Genomic DNA, 23592 nt, shown 5'->3' with positions numbered 1-23592 from the left:
AAGAAGGATATTCGGAATGGTAGACAGCACAGAGGGTTTCGATCTGGCGGGGGCGCGCTCGGCAATCGAGTCAGCGGCCCAGAACCTGGAGTTCGATGACGACGCAGCGGCTCCGGCCGTCCAGGCGTGCACGGATCTGATCAATGTCCTGTTCGGTCTTCAGTCGAGTCTTATTGGCCTTCAAAACGTTTCCGGTATGGAGGCGTTCGGTTCTTCGCGAATGCTGGCGACAGGACTTGGCGCACGGGGAGACGACTCTACCGGCCACTTTGGCCACGCGGTCACTGAGCATCTCGAGACTGCCCGTGCCCTTCGCGACGCCATCGAACAAGCAGCCAAGCGATACGTCGAGACCGAAGGCGGCAACGCCGACAGCCTTAAGTTCCCTCACGACGCGTCGGACAACGGTAAGTTGCCAAACCTCCTCGACCCGTCGATGACTGAGTCGTCGCAGCAACCGGCGCCGCCGATGATGCCGATTCAGCCGATTTATGTGCCGGGTCTCGGTACGTTCCGCGGGAGCAGCTGAAGGACCCAAACAATCCCGACATTCCCGACACCGCCGTCGTCGCGACCTGAACGCTTGTCGGACAACGGTGTAGCGGGCGCGCACGGGCTCCGAGGTCATCTGTCGGGCCCTCTACACTCGGCTGGTGTCACGACTCCTGGCCGACACCCGGCCGCTGCGCAATACCTACTTTCGGCGCCTGTGGCTCGCGAACATCGTCACGGTCATCGGTGCGCAGCTCACCGTGGTCGCGGTGCCCGCGCAGATCTATCAGATCACCGGTAGCTCAGCCTATGTCGGGCTGACCGGTGTGTTCGGGCTGGTGCCGTTGGTCGTGTTCGGTCTGTGGGGTGGGGCGCTGGCCGACGTCTTCGATCGCCGCACGTTGCTCATCATCTCCACGCTGGGTCTCATCGTGTGCAGTGCCCTGTTCTGGGGCAGGCGGCCGTCGGTGTCCGGAATGTCTGGATCATTCTGTCGCTCTTCGCCGTTCAACAGGCGTTCTTCGCCGTCAACCAACCCACCCGCAGTGCGGTGCTCCCACGGTTGCTGCCAGACCGGGAGTTGCCCGCGGCGTTGTCGCTGAACATGACCGTGATGCAGGCGGGCGCGATCGCCGGTCCGCTGATCGGTGGCGCGCTGATCCCGTGGCTCGGGTACTCAATGCTCTACCTCGTCGACACCATTTTCCTGATCCCGACGCTCCTCGCGGTGATCCTGCTGCCGACGCTGCGGCCCGAGGGGGATGTGAAGCCCAAGACACCCGGCCTTCGGTCGGTCATCGACGGCCTCAAATACCTGGCGGGCCACAAGATTCTGATGGCGTCGTTCGTGGTGGATCTCATTGCGATGATCTTCGGCATGCCCCGCGCGCTCTTCCCGCAGATGGCGCACGAGAACTTCGGCGGGCCGTCCGGGGGCGGCATCGCCTTCGCGCTGCTGTTCACCGCGATCTCGGCCGGAGCAGTCGTCGGTGGCATCTTCTCTGGATGGGTGAGCCGCGTCGAGCGGCAGGGGTTCGCGGTCATCATGTGCGTCATCATCTGGGGATTGGCGATGGCCGGTGTCGGCATCGCCGTGGGATTCGCAGGCGGCACGTCGCTGCCGATGCTGCCGGTCGCGCTGTTCCTCCTCATGGTCGGCGGCGCCGCAGACATGGCATCGGCGGCCTTCCGTCAGTCGATCCTGCTGGCCGCCGCGACCGACGACATCCGTGGCCGGCTCCAAGGGGTGTTCACCGTGGTGGTCGCCGGGGGCCCGCGGATCGCCGATGTCGTCCACGGCGCCGCGGCCGCCTCCATCGGTGTCGCGGTGACCACCACGGCCGGTGGGCTGCTGGTGGTGGTACTGACCATCGTTGCCGCTCTGGCGATCCCGACATTCGTCGCGTATCGGGTCGGCCAGCACGCCTGACACGCTTCGTGCGGGTGTAAATCGGCTGATCAGCGCGGTCGACGATTCGATGCCACTATGGGTGGCATGAGCGCGGTGGTCGACAATCCCGCGGGGCCTTCTCGGTCCCCGTCATCGACATCAGCCCGTATACCGGCAACGGGAGTGCGGCCGACCGTGCTGTCGTCGCCGATCAGATCGACAACGCGGCCAGTACGGTTGGCTTCATCCAGATCGTCGGGCATCAGATCCCGTCCGCGGTGATCGATGAGTTCACCGCCGTGATGGATGACTTCTTCGCGCTACCGCTCGAGGAGAAGAAGGCCTACCGCACCCCGCCGGAGATCAACCGCGGGTATGCGCCGCCGAAGTCCGAGTCGTTGTCGCTGAGTCTGGGCGTCGAACCCGCAGATCGGATGAACGACTACTTCGAGGCGTTCAAGGTCGGCGTGGAGGCGACGAAATATCCCGCTCTCGATCTCCCGGAGGATCAATACGCCGGCAACACGTGGCCGGCCGTCGATCATTTCGAAGCCGCGGTGTCGGCGTACTTCGCCGAGGCGACCCGAGTGGCCCATACGCTGACCCGCATCTTCGCCGACGCACTCGATCTCCCGCCCGACTACTTCGACGGCTACACCGATCACTCCCTCGATGTGCTCCGGATGAACAATTACGCCCTGCCTCCGGGCCGAGTCGACGTCGAGGGCGAACTGACCGGAATGGGCGAGCACACGGACTATGGCATCGTCACGGTCCTGTGGGCGGATCAGGTCGAGGGTTTGCAGGTACTCGACCGCGACGGTGTGTGGCACGACGTCCAACCCGCCGACGGCGCGCTGCTGATCAATCTCGGTGACCTCATGGCGCGCTGGACCAACGAGCGGTGGATGTCCACCCTGCACCGCGTAAAGCCGCCGGTGGTGGACGGCACCATCGAGCGCCGCCGATCCGCCGCGTTCTTCCATGACGGCAACATCGACGCCACCATCTCCACGCTGCCGTCGTGCGTCGGCGCCGGGAGTCGGTATTCGCCGATCACCGTGGGCGAACACATCGGAGCCAAACTGGCCGGATCCCGTGCCGGACTGTCCAATCCGTACGCACGGCGGGAGGCGCAACGGGTTCGTCAGGCGATGCGGCGGGGGCTCGGACAGCAGTAGGGCGATTCTGGTGTGGGGCGGTAGATCCCGATACGGGTCCTCGCTCCGCTCGGTCCCTACTCGATCGGCGGGTGTGGGCGTGGAAGTCGCCCGGGCCGGTCCCTGCTGATCGGCCGGTGGTGTCCGATCTGGCGGCGTACGACGGTCAGCGAGTCTCGCTGACGTGTCCCGGATAGGTCGCTCGCCGGGCGGCGTGCACCGGGCAGTAGTGCATCGGGTTGTCGTGCTCCGCCTCGGGCGGGAGGTTGCGGGTCGGCGTCTCCACCAGCGGGGCGTCGGCGGCCACCCGCCCCTGTACCCGGTCCCAGGCGTCGCGCGGACGTGGATGGCGCAGAAAGCGTTTCGGCAGGAGCTGGTGCATCACCAGGTTGACGGTCCGGCCCAACAGTCGGAATCGCTTCTCGTCACGTTCCGTCCACGGCAGACCCATCATCTCGCGGATCGGTTCGTCGTAGAAGCCGGTGGTGAGCCACGTGAAGAAGCGTTGGTTGGTCTCGGCCATATACCGGAACCACAACGACTCCGGTATGAAACGCAAGAACGGCGGGGGTGGCAACTGTCCGATGTCGAGGACGGTCCGGACCGCCGGATGATCTCGAAGAACGTTGCGGCACATATAATCCCAGTACTCGAGGAAGTCCTCGTAGGTGTCGGGCACCGGTCGCATCGACACGCCGTACATGGCGTACCACGCCTTGGACTCCTCGAAGAGCTGACGCTTCTGATCTTCGGTAAGCCACGGGCCGAAGCGTTCACAGAGTCGCACGTTGCCGTACCAGAAGGTGGCATGCGCCCAATAGAAGACGTCGGGATCCAGGGCGTGGTAGCGCGAGCCGTCCTCCATCTGGCCCTTGATGTCGCGGTGGTAGTCGCGCACCTCGCGACCCGTCGTGGTGCTCCCGTCGAAGACCACACCGCTGATCGGGTACAACGACCGCATCAGCCGCTGCCAGCGCTCGCCGAAGAAATCGGAATGTTCCCAGACCGCCGCCCCGAGCTTGGGATGCATGTTCTGCATCGAGCCCGCCCACAGGCCCTGGAACATTCCCGTCCAGGTGCCCCAGATCTGCCACGTCAGAGAATCCGGTCCGAGTGGTGCGTAGTCCTCGGGACGAGGTGTCGGGTCGGATCCGGGTGCGGACCCCTCGGTCGTGGCGTCCGCAGAATTCGTCAGCACCTCGGTCATGAGACGAAAGTCTAGGTTCGTCTCAGGCGAGGTGTCAACGACGACGAAAGCGGACTTGTTGTCCGGCGACGAGTTGGGCGGCGCGGTCGATGGCAGTGGGGGTGAGCACCGCGACGACCGGGTAGCCGCCGGTCACCGGGTGATCGGCGAGAAAGATGACTGGCCGGCCGCTCGGCGGGACCTGGACCGCGCCGTGCGGGATCCCTTCCGAGGCGAGTTCGGGTACATCGGCACGATGGGTGACGAGCGGATCGTCGGAGTCATCCGGCCGATCGAGGCGCACGCCGACCCGATTGCTGTCCGGACTGACCTCCCACGTCCCTCGAGTGAGGTGTGCGGGCTCCTCGACATGCTCTCGACGCGGACCGTCGGAGATCTCGAGTGCGACCACGTCGGGTTCGTCGTTGTCGATCGGCGCGGCCGAGATCGCCGGCCAGGGGTCGGTGGCGCGGCCGATCGGGAGTTCGATGTCCGCGGCGAGTGGGGCCGGGCCGAGGCCGGAGAGAGTGTCGGTGGAACGGGAGCCGAGGACCGGTGTGACGTCGATGCCGCCGCGGACGGCCACGTAGTTGCGACATCCGCGGGTGGGTGTGTCGACGATGAGCTCGGCGCCATCCGACAGCGGAACCGCGACGGCACTGCCGACCGGCGCGTCGTCCACGCGTACCGCCGTCCACGCGCCCGTCACAGCGATCACCAGGGTGCCGTGTGCGCGAATCCGCAACCGCCCCAGGGTCGTCTCGATGACCGCGGCGGATTCGGGATTGCCAACCAACCGGTTCGCCAGCGCCAGTGACGATCGATCCGCACCGCCCGAGCCGGGGACCCCCAGGTGCGCGTAGCCGGCTCGTCCGAGATCCTGCACGGTCGACAGCGGGCCGGGATCGACTACGGTGAGCGACTTCACGATGTGGACCTCACGATCCGTCGACGGCATCGACGAAGCGTACGAGCGCGCCCGGCTCCAGAAGCGCAGGCGGGCTGTTGTCCTCGTCCCACATCGACAGTTCGGTGTGACCGATGAGATGCCAACCACCCGGACTCTCTCGTGGATAGACGGCGCTGTACCCGGCGGCGACGGCGACGGCGCCGGGCGGCACCCGGGTCCGCGACTCGCTACGCCGCGCCACATCGCGGAACGCGTGCTCTGACTCTTGTTGCGGGACAAGATATCCGAACCCTGGCGCGAATCCCATGAACTGCACTTGCCATACGGTGTCGCGATGGATCGTGGCCACGTCATCGGTACCGATGCCGAGCAGTTCGGCCACATCGGCGAGGTCTGGTCCGTCGTAACAGACCGGGATGCGCACCTCGGAGGTGGTCGAGTCGTCGGTGTCGCCGTCCGAGGCCCACGCCCGTAGCGCGCGGTGGATGCCCAGTACATCGATCCCATGACCGGACTCGGCCTGGATCAGCAATGTCTGCGCCGTCGGGATCGCGTCGGTGATCTGAAGGGTTCCCGCCTCCATCGCGCGCCGCACCGCCGCTGCCGCGGAGCCGACGGCCCGCAGCGGCGCCTCGTCGGCGGCGAAGTCGAGCAACACCGCGTCGGGCCCGGCGGGTAACTCTCGCATGTGCACAACCTACCGGTGCGTCGTCGAAAAATGCCGGTGGAGTGGGGGGTCGGTGGCAGGATTGTCGGCAACTCCGGAGGTGTGCTGATGCGTGAGATCGTGATCTGCGGCGAAGCGCTCGTCGACGTTGTCGCGGACCGCGCGCCCGTCAGTACCGGCCGGCTGGCCGCCCTGCAACCGGCGCTCGGTGGCGGACCGTTCAACGTGGCGGTGACCCTCGGCCGGCTGGGCAGTGCCGTCTCGCTGTGCACGGCCGTGTCCACCGACACCTACGGCGAGGCGATCGTCGCAGCCCTGCAGGCCAGCGGGGTGGGGACCGGGCTCGTGCAGCGGCGCGACGAACCGACCTCACTGGCGCTCGCCACCATCGGGACCGACGGCGCCGCGCACTACTCGTTCTACGTCGAGGGCACGGCCGACCGTCTGGTCGAGGAGCCCGGCGCCTTCCCCCAGACCGTCGCAGCGGTGTGTTTCGGCACGCTGTCGTTGGTACTGGAACCCGGTGCGTCGGTGTACGAGTCGGTCATGCGTCGCTGTCACGACGAGGGACGACTCGTGGTGGTCGACCCGAACATCCGACCGGCGGTGATCGACGACCACGATGCATACCGGCGTCGCTTCGCCTCTTGGATGGACGCAGTCGACATCGTCAAACTCTCCGACGAGGACGCCGACTGGCTGTCCGCAGGCACCGCGGGCACCGGGCCCTCCGACTGGCTCGCCGCAGGTGTCACCGCAGTGATCACGACTGCCGGTGCGGACGGCGTCACTGTGACCACCACTGAGGCGGTGGTCACATCGCCAGCGCCAAACGTCCAGGTCAGTGACACGATCGGGGCGGGGGACAGCGTCATGGGCGGGGTCCTGCGCCACCTGGAGAACCTGGGCGCACTCTCCCCGGCCGCAGTGGCGGAACTGGGCGTGCAACAGTGGCAGGCGACCGCGGATTTCGCAGGTCAAGTAGCTGCCATCACCGTTTCCCGTCCGGGCGCGGACCCTCCGTGGGCAGGCGAGCTGAGAAGCGACTACGTTGATAACCAACAGAATCCTTACCCGGATCTGCGTAGTACAAGACTCTCACCTGAGTAAAGGGGTTCGTGTGTCCGCTGAAACAGTCCCAGCTGACCAGGCGTCCGATACGGCCTCAGCGACGTTCACCTACCCCGGTGGTCAGCTGGAGCTTCCGATCCTGAAGGCGACCGAAGGTTCCGACTCGGTCGGGCTGGGCAAATTCCTCGCCGAGACCGGCTTGACCACCTTCGACGGTGGTTTCGTCAACACCGCGTCCACCAAGTCGGCGATCACGTACATCGACGGTGACGCGGGCATCCTCCGCTATCGCGGCATCCCGATCGACCAGCTCGCTGAGAAGTCCACCTTCATCGAGGTCAGCTATCTGCTCATCTACGGTGAGCTGCCGACACCCGCGCAGCTCGAGGACTTCACGGACAAGATCCGTCGGCACACGCTGCTGCACGAGGACCTCAAGCGCTTCTTCGACGGCTTCCCGCGCAACGCGCACCCGATGCCGGTGCTCTCGAGTGCGGTCAACGCCCTCTCGGCCTATTACCAGGACTCGCTCGATCCCAAGGACCCCGAGCAGGTCGAGCTCTCCACGATCCGCCTGTTGGCCAAGCTGCCGACGATCGCGGCCTACGCGTACAAGAAGTCGGCCGGCCAGCCGTTCCTCTATCCGGACAACTCGCTGAGTCTCGTCGAGAACTTCCTCCGCATGACCTTCGGCTTCCCGGCCGAGCCGTACGAGGTGGACCCGAAGGTCGCCAAGGCACTGGACATGCTGTTCATCCTGCACGCCGACCACGAGCAGAACTGTTCGACGTCCACCGTGCGTCTGGTCGGTTCATCGCAGGCGAACCTGTTCACTTCCATCTCCGGTGGCATCAACGCGCTGTGGGGCCCGCTGCACGGCGGCGCCAACCAGGCCGTGCTGGAGATGCTCGAGGAGATCAAGCAGTCCGGCGGCGACACCCAGGCCTTCATGAACAAGGTCAAGAACAAAGAAGACGGCGTGAAGCTCATGGGCTTCGGTCACCGCGTCTACAAGAACTACGACCCGCGCGCCGCGATCGTCAAGAAGACCGCCGATCAGATCCTGGAATCGCTTGGCGTGCAAGATGATCTGCTGGACATCGCAAAGGGACTCGAGGACGTCGCGCTGCACGACGACTACTTCATCGAGCGCAAGCTGTACCCGAATGTCGACTTCTACACCGGCGTCATCTACCGTGCAATGGGCTTTCCGACCCGGATGTTCACGGTGCTGTTCGCACTCGGCCGGCTGCCCGGATGGATCGCGCACTGGCGTGAGATGCATGCGGATCCGTCCGGCAAGATCGGCCGCCCGCGTCAGCTGTACACGGGCTACACCGAACGCGACTACGTGAACATGGGGCAGCGCTGACGCGCCGGAAGGCCTGAGGTCGGCGCAGGTGCGCCGACCTGACAGAAACCTGCTCCGACGACTCAAAGGAGAGTCCCGTTGACCAGCACAGAAAAGCCCGTAGTCGAATTCCCGGAGGGTCCAGCACCCGCCGAACTGCAGGTCAAGGACCTCATCGTCGGTGAAGGCGCGGAGGCGCAGAGCGGTGGTGTGGTGGACGTCCACTACGTCGGCGTCGAATACGACACCGGCGAAGAGTTCGACTCCTCCTGGGATCGCGGACAGTCGGCGAACTTCCCGCTCGACCGCTTGATCCCGGGCTGGCAAGAGGGCATTCCCGGCATGAAGGTCGGCGGTCGTCGGCAGCTGACCGTGCCGCCGCAGCTCGCGTACGGCCCGGCCGGTGCGGGGCACCGACTCTCGGGCAAGACGCTCGTGTTCGTCATCGATCTGCTGGGCGTGGGATAGCCGCTTCTCCAGACGAGCGAGCGGGTCGGATCTGTGCCGTCGGCACCCTCCGTTCTTTGGCTCAGGCGCGATCTGCGTCTGAGCGACCTCCCGCCGCTCATCGCCGCAAAGGATCGCGGCGACGCATTCCTGACATGTTTCGTCGTGGACCCGAGGCTCGAGAAGTCCTCGGGTCCACGACGTCTCAGTTTCATGTTCGACTCCCTCCGGGAGCTCGACACCAAGCTCTTCGGACAACTGCTGGTGGTGCGCGGCCGGCCGGAGGAGGAGATCCCGCGGCTGGCCTCGGCGGTGGACGCCTCATCGGTTCAGGTGAGCGACGACTTCTCGCCGTTCGGACGGCGACGCGATGCGGCCGTCGCCGAGGCGCTCGGCGAGATCCCACTCGAGGGCACCGGGTCCCCGTATCTCGTCTCACCCGGACGGGTCACCAAACCCGACGGCGACCCGTACAAGGTCTTCACCCCGTACTTCCGTCAATGGCGTGAACACGGCTGGCGGCAGCCGGCGTCATCCACCGTGGCGGAATCGGATTTGTTGGACCCCAGTGGTATTCGTCGATCGGGGCGTATCCGCGTGCCGGCCGCGCCGGCGAAGCTCGACCTTCCTGCGGGTGAGGACGCGGCGCTGGCCCGCTGGTCGGAGTTCGTCGACGCCGATCTCGACGACTACGAAAGAAACCGCGACCGACCGGATCTCGACGTCAGCAGCCGGATGTCGGCCTATCTGAAATTCGGTAACATCCATCCCCGGACGATGGCTGCCGACCTCGGCGGGTCGAAGAGTGCACAGGCATATCTCCGAGAACTCGCCTTCCGGGACTTCTATGCGTCGGTGCTCTACCACTGGCCGGACAGCTTGTGGCACAACTGGAATCGTCAGTTCGACGACATCGATCTCGACACCGACGACGACGCCTACCGTCGTTTCGACGCGTGGAAAGAGGGGCGAACCGGCTTCCCGATCGTCGATGCCGGCATGCGGCAGCTCGCCGAGACCGGCTTCATGCACAACCGGGTCCGGATGATCGCGGCGTCGTTCCTGGTGAAGGACCTGCACTTGCCGTGGTGGTGGGGCGCACGATGGTTCCTCGATCAACTCGTCGACGGCGACATGGCCTCCAATCAACACGGCTGGCAGTGGGCGGCGGGCACCGGAACCGATGCGGCACCGTACTTCCGGGTGTTCAATCCAGAGACTCAGCAAAAGCGGTTCGACCCCGACGGCGAGTATGTGCGCCGGTGGGTGGCCGACGGCGCCGATGACTATCCGGAACCCATCGTCGATCACAAGACCGAACGGGAAGAGGCCCTACGGCGGTTTCGGCAGATCTGAGGTCGACCGGCCGCTGTCCGGTCCTCGGATTAGGCTGACACCGTGATCGTGACCGCAGACCCGTTAGTCGCCGACATCGCCGACGATGCGGCATGGGACAGGCTCACCTGGTCGGCGGACCGCCATCTCGGTGCCGTCCGGATAGGATTCGCATCCGGACCGATCGCGCCTGCTGACCGGGGCGAGATCGGCGAACGGTGCGATGTCGTCTACGCCGTTCCCGAAGACGAGGCCGCAGACCGGGCGGTCGTCGGCGCCGACGACCCGGAAATGGCAGCCCGCGACCTCGCCGAACATGTTGCCCGCAACCCGCAGGCCGCAACCACTCTGGCGGCGGTGCTCCGCACCGGGACGCAAGTGTCCGTCCGGCAGGCGCTGGACGTCGAGTCGTGGGCATACTCGACGCTGCTCGGAGGCGACGAGTTCGCGACGTGGCTCGCGTCGCGGGGACCCCGCCCGCTGCCCCCGAACCCGCAGGTCTCGCCGGTGATCGTGGAGCGCGACGGGGGCCGCCTGACGGTCACCCTCAACCGGCCCGAGCGCCGCAATGCGTTCGGTGCGGCCCTGCGGGACGCGCTGGTCGAGTCACTCGATGTGGCGGTGCTCGACGAGGCGGTCACGGAGATCCACCTACGCGGGGCCGGGCCGGTGTTCTGTGCCGGGGGAGATCTCGACGAGTTCGGCACCACCCCCAACCCGGTGCTGGCCCATTTCATCCGTACGGCCGGTGGGGCCGGGGTCCGCCTGGCGCAGATCGCGGACCGGACGACGGCCTTCCTGCACGGTGCGTGTGTGGGCGCCGGTATCGAACTGCCCGGCCTGGTCGGTCGGGTGGTGGTCGATCCGGACGTCGCCATCCGTCTGCCCGAGGTGAGCATGGGTTTGATCCCTGGCGCCGGGGGGACCGTCGGCATCCCGCGGCGGATCGGTCGATGGCGGACCTTTCACCTCGCCGTCACGGGTGACGCGATCGGGGCGCAGACCGCGCTCCGGTGGGGTCTCGCCGACGAGGTCGCCGACGTCACCCGCGTGGACCTCAGCGCGCGAGAGACAGGGCTTCGGACCATTTGACGCGAGTACCGGTCCGCAGGATCGACCGCTGATAGATCCGGGACGCGAACCACGTGGCCGCCGCGCAGGCCAACACCATCAGTGCGAACGTGACGATGATCTGGATCGTCGAGGTGTCGCCGGTGGCGATCCGGATCGGCATCAGCGCGGCGCTGAACGGCGGAATCCAGGTAAGGGTCTGGATCAGGGTGGAGTCGAGCGCCTGGATGCCGAAGATTCCGGAGTACATCACCGCCATCGCCAGGATGGTGAGCGGTGCCGAGCTGGCGTTGAGTTCCTCCTGACGGGAGACGAGCGCGCCAGTCGCCGCGTAGAGCGTGGCAAAGAACAGAAAACCCAGGACGAACCAGGCGAGGACGGCCGCAAACATCCCGGCCGCGGCTCCCGGGATCGTCAACAGGCCGGTGACCCGGCCCGCGATCAGTGCGGTCGCCCCGAGCAGCAGTACCTGCGCCATCGCGATGGCGCCGATGCCGATGATCTTGCCCCACAGCAGGTGCAATGGCTTGATCGTCGCGAGCAGCAGCTCGACCACCCGAGACGTCTTCTCCTCCACGACTCCGACGGCCACCATCGACCCGCCCATCATGATCGCGGTGATCAACAGGATGGTGCCGACGAGTGCGATGACGATGCGTTGCCCTTCGTCGGGCTTGTCGGGAGTCATCTGCTCGACGGTGATCGAGGCCTGCGGGAGGGACGCGGCGTCGACGCCTCGCTCGGCGAGCGAGGTGGTCAGGCCGGCCTGCTCGACCGAGGATCTCAGTACGCCGTCGAGGGTCGGACTGAGTCCGCTCTCGGAGACCGCGACATACGAGTGCGGCGAATCGCCCGGCACGAGTGCAGCGGTGAGATCGCCGTCGGCCACCCGCGACCGCGCCTCGGCTGCCGACGCGACGGGGACCACATCGACCGACGTGCCGGTGGCCGACCCGAACTCCTCGATGGTCTGCGACAAAGTGGTGTCCTGGCCGACCAACCCGACCCGATCGGCATCGTCGCCGCCGCTCAGCGCCGACCAGACGATGGCGCCGACGATGATCACGACCATCAGGAGTCCCGTGCTGATCAGGAACGAGCGCGTCTTCGCGCGGGTTGCTATCTCCCGCTCGGCAACCAGCCAGATCGATTGCGCGGCACCGGCTCCATCTGCTCCGTCGCGATCGTGCGGACGCTGCGTTGCGGGGGATCTCATGCTGCGACCACCTCTCGGAAGAGCTCGGTCAGGGACGGGGTCGAGGGCGCGAAGCGATGCACCGGGCCTGCTGTGAGGGCGGCGGCGAGGATGGCCTGGTCGTCGGCGACGTCGGGATCGAGCCGCAGGGTCGTCAGGTCGGTGTCCACGTCGTAGTCGGCCTGCACGACGCCGGCGATGCCGTCGGCCCATCGGGTGCGGGTCGACGGCCCGACAACCTCCAGCGTCACGCCTTCGCGTGCACGGAGATCGTCGACTCGACCGAGCGCTCGCATCCGGCCGCGTGCGACGATGCCGACGCGGTCGCAGAGACGCTGGACCAGATCCAGTTGATGCGATGAGAAGATCACCGGGATGCCCTCGGCCGCCTTCTCTTTGAGCACGTCGCTCATGACATCGACTGCCACCGGGTCGAGTCCCGAGAACGGCTCGTCGAGCACCAGGACCCGGGGGTCGTGGATGAGGGCCGCAGCGAGTTGAACGCGCTGCTGGTTGCCCAGACTCAGGTCGGCGACGTCGTCGTTCACACGATGTTCGACCCCGAGCCGGGCGGTCCACCGCTGCACGCTCTCGCGCGCTGCGGCGGATGACATCCCGTGGAGTCGGGCGAGAAACACGAGCTGTTCACCCACCTTCATCTTCGGGTAGAGGCCGCGCTCCTCGGGCATGTAGCCGATGTGGCGGCGGGTCTGCAGATCGATCGGGTGTTCGCCGAGACTGACGCTGCCCGCGTCCGCGGCGAGGACCCCGAGGATGATCCGCATCGTCGTGGATTTGCCTGCACCGTTGCTCCCGACGAACCCGAATATCTCGCCCGGAGATACCTGAAAGGTCATGTCCTGCAAAGCGATCAGTTCACCGTATCGCTTGTGCAATCCGTCGATCACCAGCGGGCTGCTCATTCGTGCCTCCATTCGTCGACGTCGGTGACAAGGTCCTCTGGGTCGGGGTCGTTCATCCACCAGGCGGTGAGCATTGTCGGCAGCACCACCGCGATCACCACGAGTGTGATGAGCAGTATGGCGGTGCCATACACCGATTGGCCGCTGACGCTGTCTTGCGTGCCCAGGACGATGAGGATGATGTACGGGATGAACATCAGGGTGTAGAGAACGGCGAACCCGATGGATCGCGCCGAATTGCGCTGGGCCAGCTGGATTTCGTCGAGGGCGGGGACCGGGGTGTCGGCGATGGAGCCGGTGACGATACGGAGCGCGTACTGGACCGCGATGGAGCCGAACACTCCGAGGAGGAACGGGATCAGGAACCACGCCGTGACAAACGACATCAACGCGCCGGCCAGGGCCAGGACGAGGGTGGCCACCTGAAGGAGGACCAACCGCCGGGCCCCGCGACGATTCCGCCACGAGGTCAGCCGGCCCGCGTGCTTCTCGTTGAAACGGAGATGACGGCCGGCTCGCCACTCGTCGTATCGGCGCCACAGCGCCGGGGTCGCCTCCTCCGGTATTGCCGAATTGAAATCCCTCATCATGATCCTCCGCGGTCAGATTGTGTGTCGTCGGCGGCTCGGCGATACAGCTCGGCCGACATCGCCCCGAACTCCTGTCGGCTGAACACGGCCTCGACGGGCAGGTCGAACACCTCACAGATACGGAACGCGAGGTCGAGGCTCGGGTAGTTGTCGCCACGCTCGAGCGCGCCCACCGACTGGACGTTGACGCCGACCAGGTCCGCAAGGTGTGCCCGCGACATCTTTCGCTCGGCACGCAGGACGCCGATGCGATTGAAGATCGGGAGCTTCTCACCCCGTCTGACAGGACTCACCTATCTGATTGTTGGGAAAACACAACACAATGTCAAGCTTTCGCGCGATCCGTCACCCACCCAGGAAGTCCGCGACGTTCCGGGCCGCCGCACGTCCCGCCCGGTTCGCTCCGATCGTCGACGCCGACGGCCCGTACCCGAGGAGTTGGACCCGCGGGTCCGCGGCCACCGTGGTCGCCAACCGCCCGGTCATGGTGATCCCGCCGCCGGGTCCGCGCAGGCGCAGCGGTGCCAGGTGGTCGAGTGCGCTGCGGAATCCGGTGTTCCAGAAGATGACGTCGACGTCGAGACTGCGATCGCCGCTGGTGCCGTCCGTCCCGCAGTCCCAGCACACGCCGCGCTCGGTGATCCGCGTGAACATCGGGCGCCAGGCGAGGATGCCGTCGTCCTGCGCGGCCCTGATGGTCGGTGTGAGGGCCAACCCGGTCACCGAGACGACCGAGGTCGGCGGGAGACCGGCGCGGACGCGCTCTTCGACACGTGCCACCGCCCGTCTGCCTTTGTCCGGATCGAACGGTGTCGGGTCGAACACCGGCTCTGTGCGGGAACACCAGAACGTCTGGACCCCAGGCGCCCTGCGGGCGATCTCGATGAGCAACTGGACCGCCGAGATGCCGGCCCCGACCACGAGCACCCGCAGGCCCGCGAATTCCTCGGGCCCGACGTAGTCGTGCGTGTGGAGCTGACGGCCGCGAAAGTCGCCGATCCCGGGGACGTGCGGGATGAACGGTCGTTCCCAGGTGCCGGTGGCGTTGATGATGGTGCGGGCGGCGATCTGTGTGCCGTTGCCGAGGGTTGCGACAAAGTCGTCTGCGCCCGACCCGGACCCACCGCCGTACTCGACGGCGCGGACGTCGACCGGCCGGTGTACGCGCAGGCCGAACTTCTGTTCGTACTTCCCGAAGTATTCCGGGACGGCGGTGGCGGCCGGGAAGGACTCGCAGTCCCGGCCGAGTGCCTCCACGAGGCCGTAACCGGGCAGGTCGTGTACGCGATTGGCCGCGGCGAGTGTCAGCGTCGGCCAGCGGAACTGCCATGCACCGCCGGGGCCCGGTGCGTGGTCGAGGAGCTGATACCGATCACCGAGCGCAAACCGCCCGAGGAAGTAGGCGGCCGACAGCCCGGCCTGTCCGCCGCCTATGACGAGCACGTCGCAATCGGTGCGCACACCGTTGTCGTTGTCGGGAGTACCCACACGGGCAGTCTGTCACCTCGGTAGGCTTCGGCACATGATTCACTCGTCTGCAGAAGGTGCAGTGGTCAGCATCGAGCTCGACCGCCCCGACAAGCGAAACGCCCTCGACGAGACCATGGTCTCGGAGCTCTCCGAGGCATTCATCGAAGCGGTCGACGGGGGTGCGCGGGCAATCGTGCTCACCGGGAGGGGGCCGGTCTTCTGCGCAGGCGCCGACCTGTCCGGGCCGGTGTACGACCCTGCGTTCCTGGACAAACTCATCACCACCCTGCAGCAGATCGAAGCGACGCCGGTCCCGGTTGTCGCCGCGCTGAACGGCTCGGCGCTCGGTGCCGGCCTTCAGCTCGCGATGGCGGCCGATCTGCGCGTGATGGCACCCGATGCGATTGCCGGGATTCCGGCCGCGAAGATCGGTGTGGCGGTGGATGAATGGACGATCAAGCGATTGTCCTCCCTGGTGGGTGCCGGGCAGGCGGCCGGTATGCTGATCGGCTGCGACCCGCTCTCGGCGGACCGTGCCCACGCACTCGGTTTCGCCAACCGCATCGGCGATCTGGATGATGCCCGGCAGTGGGCCTCGGTCATCGCAGATCTGGCGCCCCTGACCCTGCAGCACTACAAATTGGTGCTCAACGGCGACGGCGCCCGCGACGAACCACCGTCGGAGCGGTCGGCCGCGATGATGCGCGCATGGGAGAGCGACGATCTCGCGGAAGGCCGTGCCGCGCGGACCGAGAAACGCAGCCCGAATTTCAGCGGACGGTAAAGAATCGGGCAAAACGGTCCCCATACCTGGGCGGTAAGGGAGTTTTCGTGCCCGAAACATTCCGGTCAAGTGATCGAAATCGCCCGTTTCTACCTTCACCCAAGATGTTCTCCGGTCCGGAGTGCGCACGAGAACTGGTGAGGGAGCGGTATGTCGAAGGAGTCGGTCCACGACGGGGTCGGGGAGTTCGCCGACCAAGTCGGTGACGTAGAGAAGGCCGAGACGGGAATCGTGGCCACCGGCCCCCAGGCCGCCGCCGCACGCGAGACGCTCGAGGATTACACCCTCCGGTTCGCGCCACGCAGTTACCGCAAGTGGGGTCCGGGTGTCGTGGCGATCTCGGCGTTGGGTGGCATCGCCTACCTCGCCGACTTCGCCATCGGTGCCAACATCGGTATCGCCAACGGCACCGGAAACGCGTTGTGGGGCATCCTGTTCTTCGCGGTGGTCATCGTGCTCACCGGGTACCCGCTGTCGTATTACGCGGCGCGATTCAACATCGACCTCGACCTCATCACCCGCGGAAGCGGATTCGGCTATTACGGTTCGGTGTTGACGAATGTCATCTTCGCGTCGTTCACGTTCATCTTCTTCGCGCTCGAGGGTTCGATCATGGCCCAGGGCCTCAAACTGGGTCTCAGTATCCCGCTGTGGCTCGGCTACCTGCTGTCGTCGGTGCTGATCATCCCGTTGGTGATCTACGGGATGAACACCCTGGCCAAGTTGCAGGTGTGGACCACCCCGCTGTGGCTGATCATGATGGTGGCTCCCTTCCTGTATCTCGTCATCAAGCATCCCGACGCCATCGGCGACTTCCTGTCCTTCAGTGGTGGCACCGATGGTCAAGCAGGACACGGTGTCTCGTTCGCCGGCACCATGCTCGCCGCGGGTGTTTGCCTGTCCCTGATCGCGCAGATCGCCGAGCAGATCGACTATCTGCGGTTCATGCCTCCCAAGACGCCGGAGAACAACCGCAAGTGGTGGACGGCGGTCCTCACCGCCGGGCCGGGCTGGGTGATCTTCGGTGCGATCAAGCAGGTCGTCGGGCTCTTCCTCGCCGTGTACCTGATCATGAACTTCGCCGATCAGGCGGGCGTCGCCAACGAGCCCGTGCACCAGTTCCTGGCGATCTACGAAGACTTCATGCCGCACTGGCTGGCGCTGACCCTCGCCGTCATCCTGGTGGTCATCAGCCAGGTCAAGATCAATGTCACCAACGCCTACTCGGGATCGCTCGCCTGGACCAACAGCTTCACCCGTGTCACCAAGACGTACCCAGGGCGTCTGGTGTTCCTGGTCTTCAACGTCGCCATCGCCATCGTGCTGATGGAGGCCAACATGTTCAGCTTCCTCAACGAACTGCTGAACTTCTATGCCAACCTGGCGATCGCCTGGATCGTCACCGTCGCCTCCGACATCGCGATCAACAAGTATCTGCTGAAGATCTCGCCCAAGGAGCCCGAGTTCCGTCGCGGCATGCTCTACAACGTCAACCCGGTCGGATTCGTGTCGGTGATCGTCGCGGGTGCGGCGTCGATCATGGTGTACTTCCACGTCTTCGGCGATGCCATCCAGCCGTACTCGCCGCTCGTCGCGCTGGTGCTCGCTCTGGTGCTGCCGCCGATCATCGCACTCGCGACCAAGGGCAAGTACTACCTGCGCCGCACCGACGACGGCATCGACATTCCGATGTACGACGAGCACGGCAACCCGACCGACGTGAAGCTGATGTGCTGCGTCACGGGGATCGAGTTCGAGCGTCCGGACATGATCGCGTCCGCGGTCCCGGGGCCGAATGGAGAGAAGCAGTACATCAGTTCGCTGGCCCTGTCGTGTGACAAGTCCGGTGAGCACGTGCTGCCCGCGCAGAGCTAGTTCGGCACCGTCGAGACCGGGCTCTGGGAAACTGGGGAGATGCACCACCTGATCGCCGCGCTGCTGGACCGTCTCGACGCCGGTCCGGTGGCGCTGGCGCGGGTGGTGGCGACGAGCGGTCCGACGCCGCGGCAACTCGGAGCGGCGATGGCGGTGACCACCGCCGGTGAGGTGATCGGCTCGCTTTCCGGTGGATGTGTCGACTCCGCGATTGTGCACACGGCGACCGACGTGCTCGACACCGGCTGCGCCGTCGCCACGCGGTTCGGTCCGGCGGACCTCGACGATGTCGCCGTCGGACTGACCTGTGGGGGAGAGATCGAGGTCTTCGTCGAGCGACTCGACACAGATCGTGTGGGCGATCTCGGCGCGCTGTTCTCGGCACTCGCCATCGGACGACCGGTCGCCGTGGCGACCACGCTGACCACCCACCCGGTGTGGCGGATCAACCACGCCGACACCGTCGAGCGGTGGCGCGGCCTCGACGAGGACATCGCCGACCTACTCGACGCGGGGTGCAGCGGGATCGTCGGCGCCGACGACACCGAGGTCCCGTTCGGTTGCGCGGCCGACCGTCCGCGGACATTCGTGCAGACGTTCTCGTCGCCGCGACGGTTGATCGCCGTCGGCGCCAACGAATTCGTGCGCGCGCTCACCACCGCGGCGAGAAGCATCGGTTATCACGTCACGGTGGTCGACCCGCGCCCCGTGTTCACCACGGCGGCACGGTTCCCCGACGCCGACGAGGTCGTCGTGGGCTGGCCGGATCGGTATCTCGACAGCGAGATCGAATCGGGACGAACGGATTCCGGCACGGCGGTATGCGTGATGACGCACGACGCCAAGATCGATGTGCCGGTCCTGAGGTCGGCTCTGCGGTCGTGCCGGGTCGGTTTCGTGGGTGCACTGGGGTCCCGACGCACCCACACCGATCGCATCGCCCGCCTGATCGACGCCGGCGTCCCGCGCGACGACCTCGATCGGTTACGGTCGCCGCTCGGCCTCGACCTCGGCGGTCACACCCCGTCCGAGGTGGCGATCTCCGTTGTGGCGCAATTGATATCCGAACGAAACGGGGGAAGCGGGCAGCGCATCCAGGACCTCGACGGACCGATCCATCGACGCGCCGCCACAGAAACCGGTTCGGAAACCGGAGCAGAGTCTGTTCAGTCCTCGACGACGTAGGACATCAGAGCGGTGACCACCAGCTCGATGATCTTGGCGATCGCCACGTCATCGGAGGTGCTGAGGTAGGTGAGGGTGATCGTGTTGGTGGCGGCGATGATGACCGGGCTGAGATCGGAGACCGGTTCCGTCCATCGCACACCCGCGCGCTCGGCTGTGATCTCCAAGCCGACGCCGGCAACGTCATAGAGACGTCCGTACATCTCCTTGCCGACCTGCTGGAGCTCCGCGTGATTGTGCGCGTAGATGCCCAGCGAAATGGTGGCCTGCATCCGTCCGGGGTCGGCTTTGAGCAGCGTGTAGAAGCCCTCCAGGTGTGCTTGCGCGTTCTTGCGCATCGCCTCGCGCCCCCGGCCCTCCGGGTCCGCGGCCATCGGCAGGATCGCCTCCAGCATCCGGCTGATGTCCGAGGGCACGGCTGTCTCCATCACCGCGCAGAGCAACGCCGTACGACTGTCGAACGCGTAGTGAAAACTGGCGAGTGGCATGTTCGCGTGCGCGCAGATGCGACGTGTCGTCGCACCTTCGACGCCGTGATCGGCGATCACGCGATAGGCGGCCTCGATGAGCGCCGTTCGACGCTCCCCGACAGACATTCGTGCCAACGAAGACTACCCCCAGGACCGCATGTGACCTGCACATGTGTAGTGACGTGTTCGCCGAAGCCTATCAGTGCGAATCGGGCAACGGACGTGAGATGGGTGGGTCCGCCGACCCTGGGCGGTTCGGCGAGACGATCGACACGTCGCATCACAGGCCGTTCTGCCGTCGGACGGCACTATCCTGAACCCCGTGACCTCGACGATCAGCCGGACCGGCACAAATCTCGCCCAGCGTGCCGCCTCAACACTCACGACGGCGGGTCTCACGACGGCCAATGCGGTCACCGGCGGACTGGCCCGGCGCGGACTTCCAGCGGCGCGGGCTCTCGGCGCCGAGACCGCGGAGATCCGCAGGCACACGGCGAGTTCACCGCGACTGCGCGACGGAATGTTCCACAATGCCGAACAGTCCGAACCGGCGGTCGACGCCGACTTCCGGGTGCTCCTCGACATGATTCGGCGGCCGGGCAGGCCACGCGGCCCGATCCCGGTCCTGCGGCCCGACTTCGCCGATCAGGCGGGGGCGTTGCGCGCCACGTGGCTGGGACACGCCTCCGTCCTCGTCGAACTCGACGGGATGCGGATACTGACCGATCCGGTGTTCAGTCAGCGTTGCTCGCCGGCCCGCGCCGTCGGGCCGGCCCGTATGCACGCTGCACCTGCCGGAGTCGCCGATCTCCCTCCGATCGATGTGGTGTTGATCAGCCACGATCATTACGACCACCTCGACATGCCCACGGTGGTCGACCTCGCGGCGCGACAGCCGGGGGCCCGTTTCGTCGCACCCATCGGGGTCGGGGCGCACCTCGTGTCGTGGGGGATCGCCGCGGACCGGATCGACCAGCTCGACTGGTGGGACGATCAGGTCCTGTCCTTCGGTCACGGCGACCTGACCTTCACCTGCACCCCGGCTCGCCACTTCTCCGGGCGCTCCCTGACCCGGAACCTGACGCAGTGGGCGAGCTGGGTGGTCTCCGGACCCGCGCACAGTTTCTTCTTCTCCGGTGACACCGGTTTCTCCGAGCAGTTCGACGAGGTCGGGATGCGGCTCGGCGGCGTCGACCTCACGCTGGTCGCGGTGGGTGCCTACGATCCGGTCTGGCCCGATGTGCACGTCAACCCCGAAGAAGCGGTACGAGTGCACCGGATGGTGACCCGGGATCGCGTAGGCGACGCGGTGATGATCCCGATCCACTGGGGGACGTTCAATCTCGCCCGGCATTCGTGGGGTGATCCCATCGCCAGGCTGCTGCCCGCCGCAGACGAGAACGCAGCCACGGTGATGGTTCCGCAGCCCGGTGGCGCGATCGATCTCGTGACGCGATCCGGAACCGGTCTCCAGGACCCCATGTGGTGGGAGGTCTGCGCGTGACCCAGGTGTCCGCCGGCCATCCCGGCCTCACCTCGACAGACGTCGCACGCCGGGTGGCCGCCGGCCAGGTCAACGATATGCCGGATCGGTCGGGGCGGTCGGTCGCCGACATCGTCCGAGCCAACGTGTTCACCCGGATCAACGCGATCCTCGGCGTGCTGTTCGTGATCGTCGCGTCCACAGGCTCGCTGATCAACGGACTGTTCGGCCTGCTCATCATCGCGAACAGCGGTATCGGCATCATCCAGGAGATCCGCGCGAAGCGGACGCTGGACAAGCTGGCCATCGTCGGTCAGACGACGCCGATGGTGCGGCGCGACGGGCAGGTCGTCGCCTTGCCTCCGAACGAGATCGTCCTCGACGACATCATCGAGATCGGTGCAGGTGACCAGGTGGTCGTCGACGGGGAGATGGTCGATGCACTGGCCCTCGACGTCGACGAATCGCTGCTCACCGGGGAGGCCGATCCAGTCGACAAGGCGCCGGGCGATCCGATCCTGTCGGGGAGTTTCGTGGTCGCGGGTTCCGGTGCGTACCGGGCCACCAAGGTCGGCGCTGACGCATACGCCGCACAACTGGCGTCGGAAGCATCCAAGTTCACCCTGGTCTCCTCGGAACTGCGGTCGGGGATCGACCAGATCCTCAAGGTGATCACGTGGCTGTTGATCCCGGCGGGCGTCCTCACCATCGTCAACCAGCTGTTCATCAGCGACAACGGGATTCGCGCCTCCTTGCTCGGCATGGTCGCCGCGCTGGTGCCGATGGTGCCCGAAGGTCTGGTCCTGATGACGTCGATCGCGTTCGCGGTCGGCGTGGTGCGGCTCGGTCAGCGGCAATGTCTGGTCAACGAGCTGCCCGCGATCGAGGGCCTGGCGCGAGTCAATGTGGTGTGCGCGGACAAGACGGGAACGCTCACCGAGAACGGCATGCGACTGGCAGAGGTTCGGCCGGTCGCGGGGGAGTCGAGCATCGACCTCGGACCGGTCCTGGCGTCGTTGGCGGCACACGACCCGCGTCCGAACGCCAGCATGCTGGCGTTGTCCGAGGCGTACCCGGAGCCGCCGTCGTGGTCACTGGTCACGGTGGCGCCCTTCACCTCGGCCAAGAAGTGGAGCGGAATGTCCTTCCGCGACCAGTCCACCGGTCAGGACATGGGGAACTGGCTGATCGGTGCGCCCGACGTGCTCCTCGATCCGGGGAGTGCCACCGCCGTCCTCGCCAACGATCTCGGGTCGTCGGGCCTACGGATTCTGCTGCTCGCGCAGACCGACGTGCCGGTCGACACCGAGCCCGCGCCCGGTGCCGTCACCCCCGGCTCGGTCACCCCTGTCGCGCTGGTCGTGCTCGAGCAGCGCGTGCGCCCCGACGCGCGGGACACCCTCGACTACTTCGCGAGTCAGCATGTCGACGTCAAGGTGATCTCCGGCGACAACGCGCTTTCGGTCGGTGCGGTGGCGGCCTCACTCGGCCTCGGCTCGCCGGAGACCTCGGTGGATGCACGCAGTCTGCCCGCCGACCAGGCGGAGCTGGCCGGCGTTGTCGAACGCGGTGTCACTTTCGGACGGGTACGTCCCGATCAGAAGCGAGCGATGGTCAAGGCGTTGCAGTCCGCGGGCGACACCGTCGCGATGACAGGTGACGGCGTCAACGACGTGCTCGCACTCAAGGACGCCGACATCGGAGTGGCGATGGGATCGGGAAGCTCGGCGGCGCGCTCGGTTGCGCAGATCGTGTTGCTCGACAACAAGTTCGCCACGTTGCCCTACGTCGTCGGCGAGGGGCGCCGGGTGATCGGCAACATCGAGCGGGTCTCCAACCTGTTCCTCACCAAGACCGTCTACGCGGTGCTGCTCGCCTTGTTCGTCGGCATCGGTGGACTCGTGGATCACCTGTTCGGCGCCGGCTCCCTCAGCTACCCGTTCCAGCCGATCCACGTCACCATCTCGGCGTGGTTCACGATCGGCATCCCGGCGTTCGTACTGTCACTGGCACCGAACAACGAACGTGCTCGACCTGGCTTCGTCCGCCGGGTCCTGTCCCAAGCGGTGCCGAACGGCATCATCGTCGGCCTCGCCGCCTTCGTCACCTACGTCATCGTGAACCCAGGTGGGGCCGGCGTGGAGATCGGGAGCAACGACTCGGTGGACCTCAGTCCCCTGCAGACGCAGGCGGCGACCGCGACCCTGATGACCCTGATCGCCGTCGCGCTCTACGTGCTGGCGGTGGTCGCGCGGCCGTACAACTGGTGGAAGGTGATCTTGCTCGGGGTGTCGGTCGCGGCATACGTGGTGATCTTCGCGTGGCCGTGGACCCAGGACCTGTTCAAGCTGGACTCGTCGAATGCACAGATGATGTCGGTGGCGGCGGTCTCGGCCGCGGTGGGCATCGCCGCGGTCGAAGCGGTCTCGCGGATCGCTCCGCGGATCGTGGCGGCACGAGATCGGCGGCGGGCGGACGCCGGCGATCCCGGCGGCGGCGGACTGCAACCGAGCGCCATGACTGACTAGACTTTCACC

General features: G+C 66.3%; 21 protein-coding genes and 1 pseudogene. 13 read left to right on the top strand and 9 right to left on the bottom strand.

The features are described 5' to 3' along the window. Positions 1-16 precede the first annotated feature (16 nt). The 3 genes and pseudogenes from GTV32_RS09795 to GTV32_RS09785 all read left to right on the top strand — a co-directional run bounded on the left by GTV32_RS09795 (position 17) and on the right by GTV32_RS09785 (position 3063). Complete coding sequence (locus tag GTV32_RS09795; RefSeq protein ID WP_161060136.1) at positions 17-529, top strand: hypothetical protein; 513 nt, start codon at positions 17-19, stop codon at positions 527-529. A gap of 124 nt (positions 530-653) precedes the next feature. After that, positions 654-1921: pseudogene (locus tag GTV32_RS09790) on the top strand (MFS transporter). A gap of 44 nt (positions 1922-1965) precedes the next feature. After that, complete coding sequence (locus GTV32_RS09785) at positions 1966-3063, top strand: 2-oxoglutarate and iron-dependent oxygenase domain-containing protein (RefSeq protein ID WP_161062435.1); 1098 nt, start codon at positions 1966-1968, stop codon at positions 3061-3063. Between the two features lie 145 nt (positions 3064-3208). Here the strand turns inward: GTV32_RS09785 and GTV32_RS09780 are convergent, their stop codons facing one another. Genes GTV32_RS09780 through GTV32_RS09770 form a run of 3 tightly spaced genes read right to left on the bottom strand, consistent with a single transcriptional unit; the run spans position 3209 to position 5826 of the window. After that, positions 3209-4249 carry an oxygenase MpaB family protein gene (locus GTV32_RS09780; RefSeq protein WP_161060134.1) on the bottom strand — a complete coding sequence of 347 codons (1041 nt, stop codon included), beginning with the start codon at positions 4247-4249 and terminating at the stop codon, positions 3209-3211. A gap of 34 nt (positions 4250-4283) precedes the next feature. Beyond that, positions 4284-5156: a biotin-dependent carboxyltransferase family protein gene (locus GTV32_RS09775; RefSeq protein ID WP_161062434.1), complete on the bottom strand. Its 873-nt coding sequence runs from the start codon at positions 5154-5156 to the stop codon at positions 4284-4286. Positions 5157-5166: 10 nt separating this feature from the next. Next, the gene (locus tag GTV32_RS09770; protein WP_161060132.1) at positions 5167-5826 is read right to left on the bottom strand and encodes an allophanate hydrolase subunit 1; all 660 of its coding nucleotides are present in this window, start codon (positions 5824-5826) and stop codon (positions 5167-5169) included. Positions 5827-5913: 87 nt separating this feature from the next. Here GTV32_RS09770 and GTV32_RS09765 point away from each other — a divergent pair, with 87 nt between their 5' ends. From GTV32_RS09765 to GTV32_RS09745, 5 genes are all read left to right on the top strand, one after another. Next, entirely contained in the window at positions 5914-6915 is a 1002-nt protein-coding gene (locus tag GTV32_RS09765; RefSeq protein ID WP_161060130.1) for a carbohydrate kinase, read from the top strand. Between the two features lie 10 nt (positions 6916-6925). Beyond that, on the top strand, positions 6926-8248 hold the full coding sequence (locus GTV32_RS09760; protein ID WP_161060128.1) for a citrate synthase: 1323 nt from the start codon (positions 6926-6928) through the stop codon (positions 8246-8248). Between the two features lie 78 nt (positions 8249-8326). Beyond that, on the top strand, positions 8327-8695 hold the full coding sequence (locus GTV32_RS09755) for an FKBP-type peptidyl-prolyl cis-trans isomerase (protein WP_161060126.1): 369 nt from the start codon (positions 8327-8329) through the stop codon (positions 8693-8695). A gap of 33 nt (positions 8696-8728) precedes the next feature. Next, complete coding sequence (locus GTV32_RS09750; protein ID WP_161060124.1) at positions 8729-10030, top strand: deoxyribodipyrimidine photo-lyase; 1302 nt, start codon at positions 8729-8731, stop codon at positions 10028-10030. Between the two features lie 42 nt (positions 10031-10072). Further along, positions 10073-11101 (top strand): enoyl-CoA hydratase/isomerase family protein, encoded by a 1029-nt coding sequence (locus tag GTV32_RS09745; RefSeq protein ID WP_343287272.1) that lies wholly within the window; start codon positions 10073-10075, stop codon positions 11099-11101. Here GTV32_RS09745 and GTV32_RS09740 read toward each other — a convergent pair. Genes GTV32_RS09740 through GTV32_RS09720 form a run of 5 tightly spaced genes read right to left on the bottom strand, consistent with a single transcriptional unit; the run spans position 11067 to position 15276 of the window. Further along, positions 11067-12296: an ABC transporter permease gene (locus GTV32_RS09740; RefSeq protein ID WP_161060122.1), complete on the bottom strand. Its 1230-nt coding sequence runs from the start codon at positions 12294-12296 to the stop codon at positions 11067-11069. The genes GTV32_RS09745 and GTV32_RS09740 overlap by 35 nt on opposite strands. Next, positions 12293-13198 carry an ATP-binding cassette domain-containing protein gene (locus GTV32_RS09735; protein ID WP_161060120.1) on the bottom strand — a complete coding sequence of 302 codons (906 nt, stop codon included), beginning with the start codon at positions 13196-13198 and terminating at the stop codon, positions 12293-12295. The genes GTV32_RS09740 and GTV32_RS09735 overlap by 4 nt, the downstream gene beginning before the upstream one ends. Then, on the bottom strand, positions 13195-13785 hold the full coding sequence (locus GTV32_RS09730; RefSeq protein WP_161062432.1) for a hypothetical protein: 591 nt from the start codon (positions 13783-13785) through the stop codon (positions 13195-13197). Before GTV32_RS09730 ends, GTV32_RS09735 begins: the two co-directional genes overlap by 4 nt. Next, positions 13785-14081, bottom strand: coding sequence for a helix-turn-helix transcriptional regulator (locus tag GTV32_RS09725; protein ID WP_161060117.1), 297 nt, complete (start codon positions 14079-14081; stop codon positions 13785-13787). Before GTV32_RS09725 ends, GTV32_RS09730 begins: the two co-directional genes overlap by 1 nt. 52 nt (positions 14082-14133) lie before the next feature. Continuing rightward, a complete protein-coding gene (locus GTV32_RS09720; protein ID WP_343287271.1) occupies positions 14134-15276 on the bottom strand; it encodes an FAD-dependent oxidoreductase in 1143 nt (380 codons plus the stop codon). 34 nt (positions 15277-15310) lie between these two features. On the opposite strand from GTV32_RS09720, the gene GTV32_RS09715 reads away from it, so the two are divergent. The 3 genes from GTV32_RS09715 to GTV32_RS09705 all read left to right on the top strand — a co-directional run bounded on the left by GTV32_RS09715 (position 15311) and on the right by GTV32_RS09705 (position 19102). After that, on the top strand, positions 15311-16042 hold the full coding sequence (locus GTV32_RS09715; RefSeq protein WP_161060115.1) for an enoyl-CoA hydratase: 732 nt from the start codon (positions 15311-15313) through the stop codon (positions 16040-16042). A gap of 150 nt (positions 16043-16192) precedes the next feature. Next, positions 16193-17917, top strand: a complete 1725-nt coding sequence (locus GTV32_RS09710; RefSeq protein ID WP_161060113.1) for a hypothetical protein — start codon at positions 16193-16195, stop codon at positions 17915-17917. Positions 17918-17956: 39 nt separating this feature from the next. Further along, entirely contained in the window at positions 17957-19102 is a 1146-nt protein-coding gene (locus tag GTV32_RS09705; RefSeq protein ID WP_161060111.1) for an XdhC/CoxI family protein, read from the top strand. On the opposite strand, the gene GTV32_RS09700 is transcribed toward GTV32_RS09705, so the two are convergent. After that, the gene (locus GTV32_RS09700; protein ID WP_161060109.1) at positions 19084-19707 is read right to left on the bottom strand and encodes a TetR family transcriptional regulator; all 624 of its coding nucleotides are present in this window, start codon (positions 19705-19707) and stop codon (positions 19084-19086) included. The two genes, GTV32_RS09705 and GTV32_RS09700, sit on opposite strands and share 19 nt — an antisense overlap. Before the next feature lie 187 nt (positions 19708-19894). Here GTV32_RS09700 and GTV32_RS09695 point away from each other — a divergent pair, with 187 nt between their 5' ends. Both GTV32_RS09695 and GTV32_RS09690 read left to right on the top strand, forming a co-directional pair. Next, positions 19895-21076, top strand: a complete 1182-nt coding sequence (locus GTV32_RS09695; protein ID WP_161060107.1) for an MBL fold metallo-hydrolase — start codon at positions 19895-19897, stop codon at positions 21074-21076. Next, positions 21073-23583, top strand: a complete 2511-nt coding sequence (locus GTV32_RS09690) for an HAD-IC family P-type ATPase (protein WP_161060105.1) — start codon at positions 21073-21075, stop codon at positions 23581-23583. Before GTV32_RS09695 ends, GTV32_RS09690 begins: the two co-directional genes overlap by 4 nt. The last annotated feature ends 9 nt before the right edge of the window (positions 23584-23592 follow it).

The organism is Gordonia sp. SID5947, assembly GCF_009862785.1.
GTDB lineage: Bacteria > Actinomycetota > Actinomycetes > Mycobacteriales > Mycobacteriaceae > Gordonia.
This window is presented reverse-complemented; position numbering and strand designations above follow the sequence as displayed.

Coding starts and splice junctions, on each gene's coding strand:
- GTV32_RS09795 (WP_161060136.1), top strand. CDS start 17: ATGGTAGACAGCACAGAGGGTTTCGATCTGGCGGGGGCGCGCTCGGCA.
- GTV32_RS09780 (WP_161060134.1), bottom strand. CDS start 4,249: ATGACCGAGGTGCTGACGAATTCTGCGGACGCCACGACCGAGGGGTCC.
- GTV32_RS09770 (WP_161060132.1), bottom strand. CDS start 5,826: ATGCGAGAGTTACCCGCCGGGCCCGACGCGGTGTTGCTCGACTTCGCC.
- GTV32_RS09765 (WP_161060130.1), top strand. CDS start 5,914: ATGCGTGAGATCGTGATCTGCGGCGAAGCGCTCGTCGACGTTGTCGCG.
- GTV32_RS09740 (WP_161060122.1), bottom strand. CDS start 12,296: ATGAGATCCCCCGCAACGCAGCGTCCGCACGATCGCGACGGAGCAGAT.
- GTV32_RS09735 (WP_161060120.1), bottom strand. CDS start 13,198: ATGAGCAGCCCGCTGGTGATCGACGGATTGCACAAGCGATACGGTGAA.
- GTV32_RS09730 (WP_161062432.1), bottom strand. CDS start 13,785: ATGAGGGATTTCAATTCGGCAATACCGGAGGAGGCGACCCCGGCGCTG.
- GTV32_RS09715 (WP_161060115.1), top strand. CDS start 15,311: ATGATTCACTCGTCTGCAGAAGGTGCAGTGGTCAGCATCGAGCTCGAC.
- GTV32_RS09710 (WP_161060113.1), top strand. CDS start 16,193: ATGTCGAAGGAGTCGGTCCACGACGGGGTCGGGGAGTTCGCCGACCAA.
- GTV32_RS09705 (WP_161060111.1), top strand. CDS start 17,957: ATGCACCACCTGATCGCCGCGCTGCTGGACCGTCTCGACGCCGGTCCG.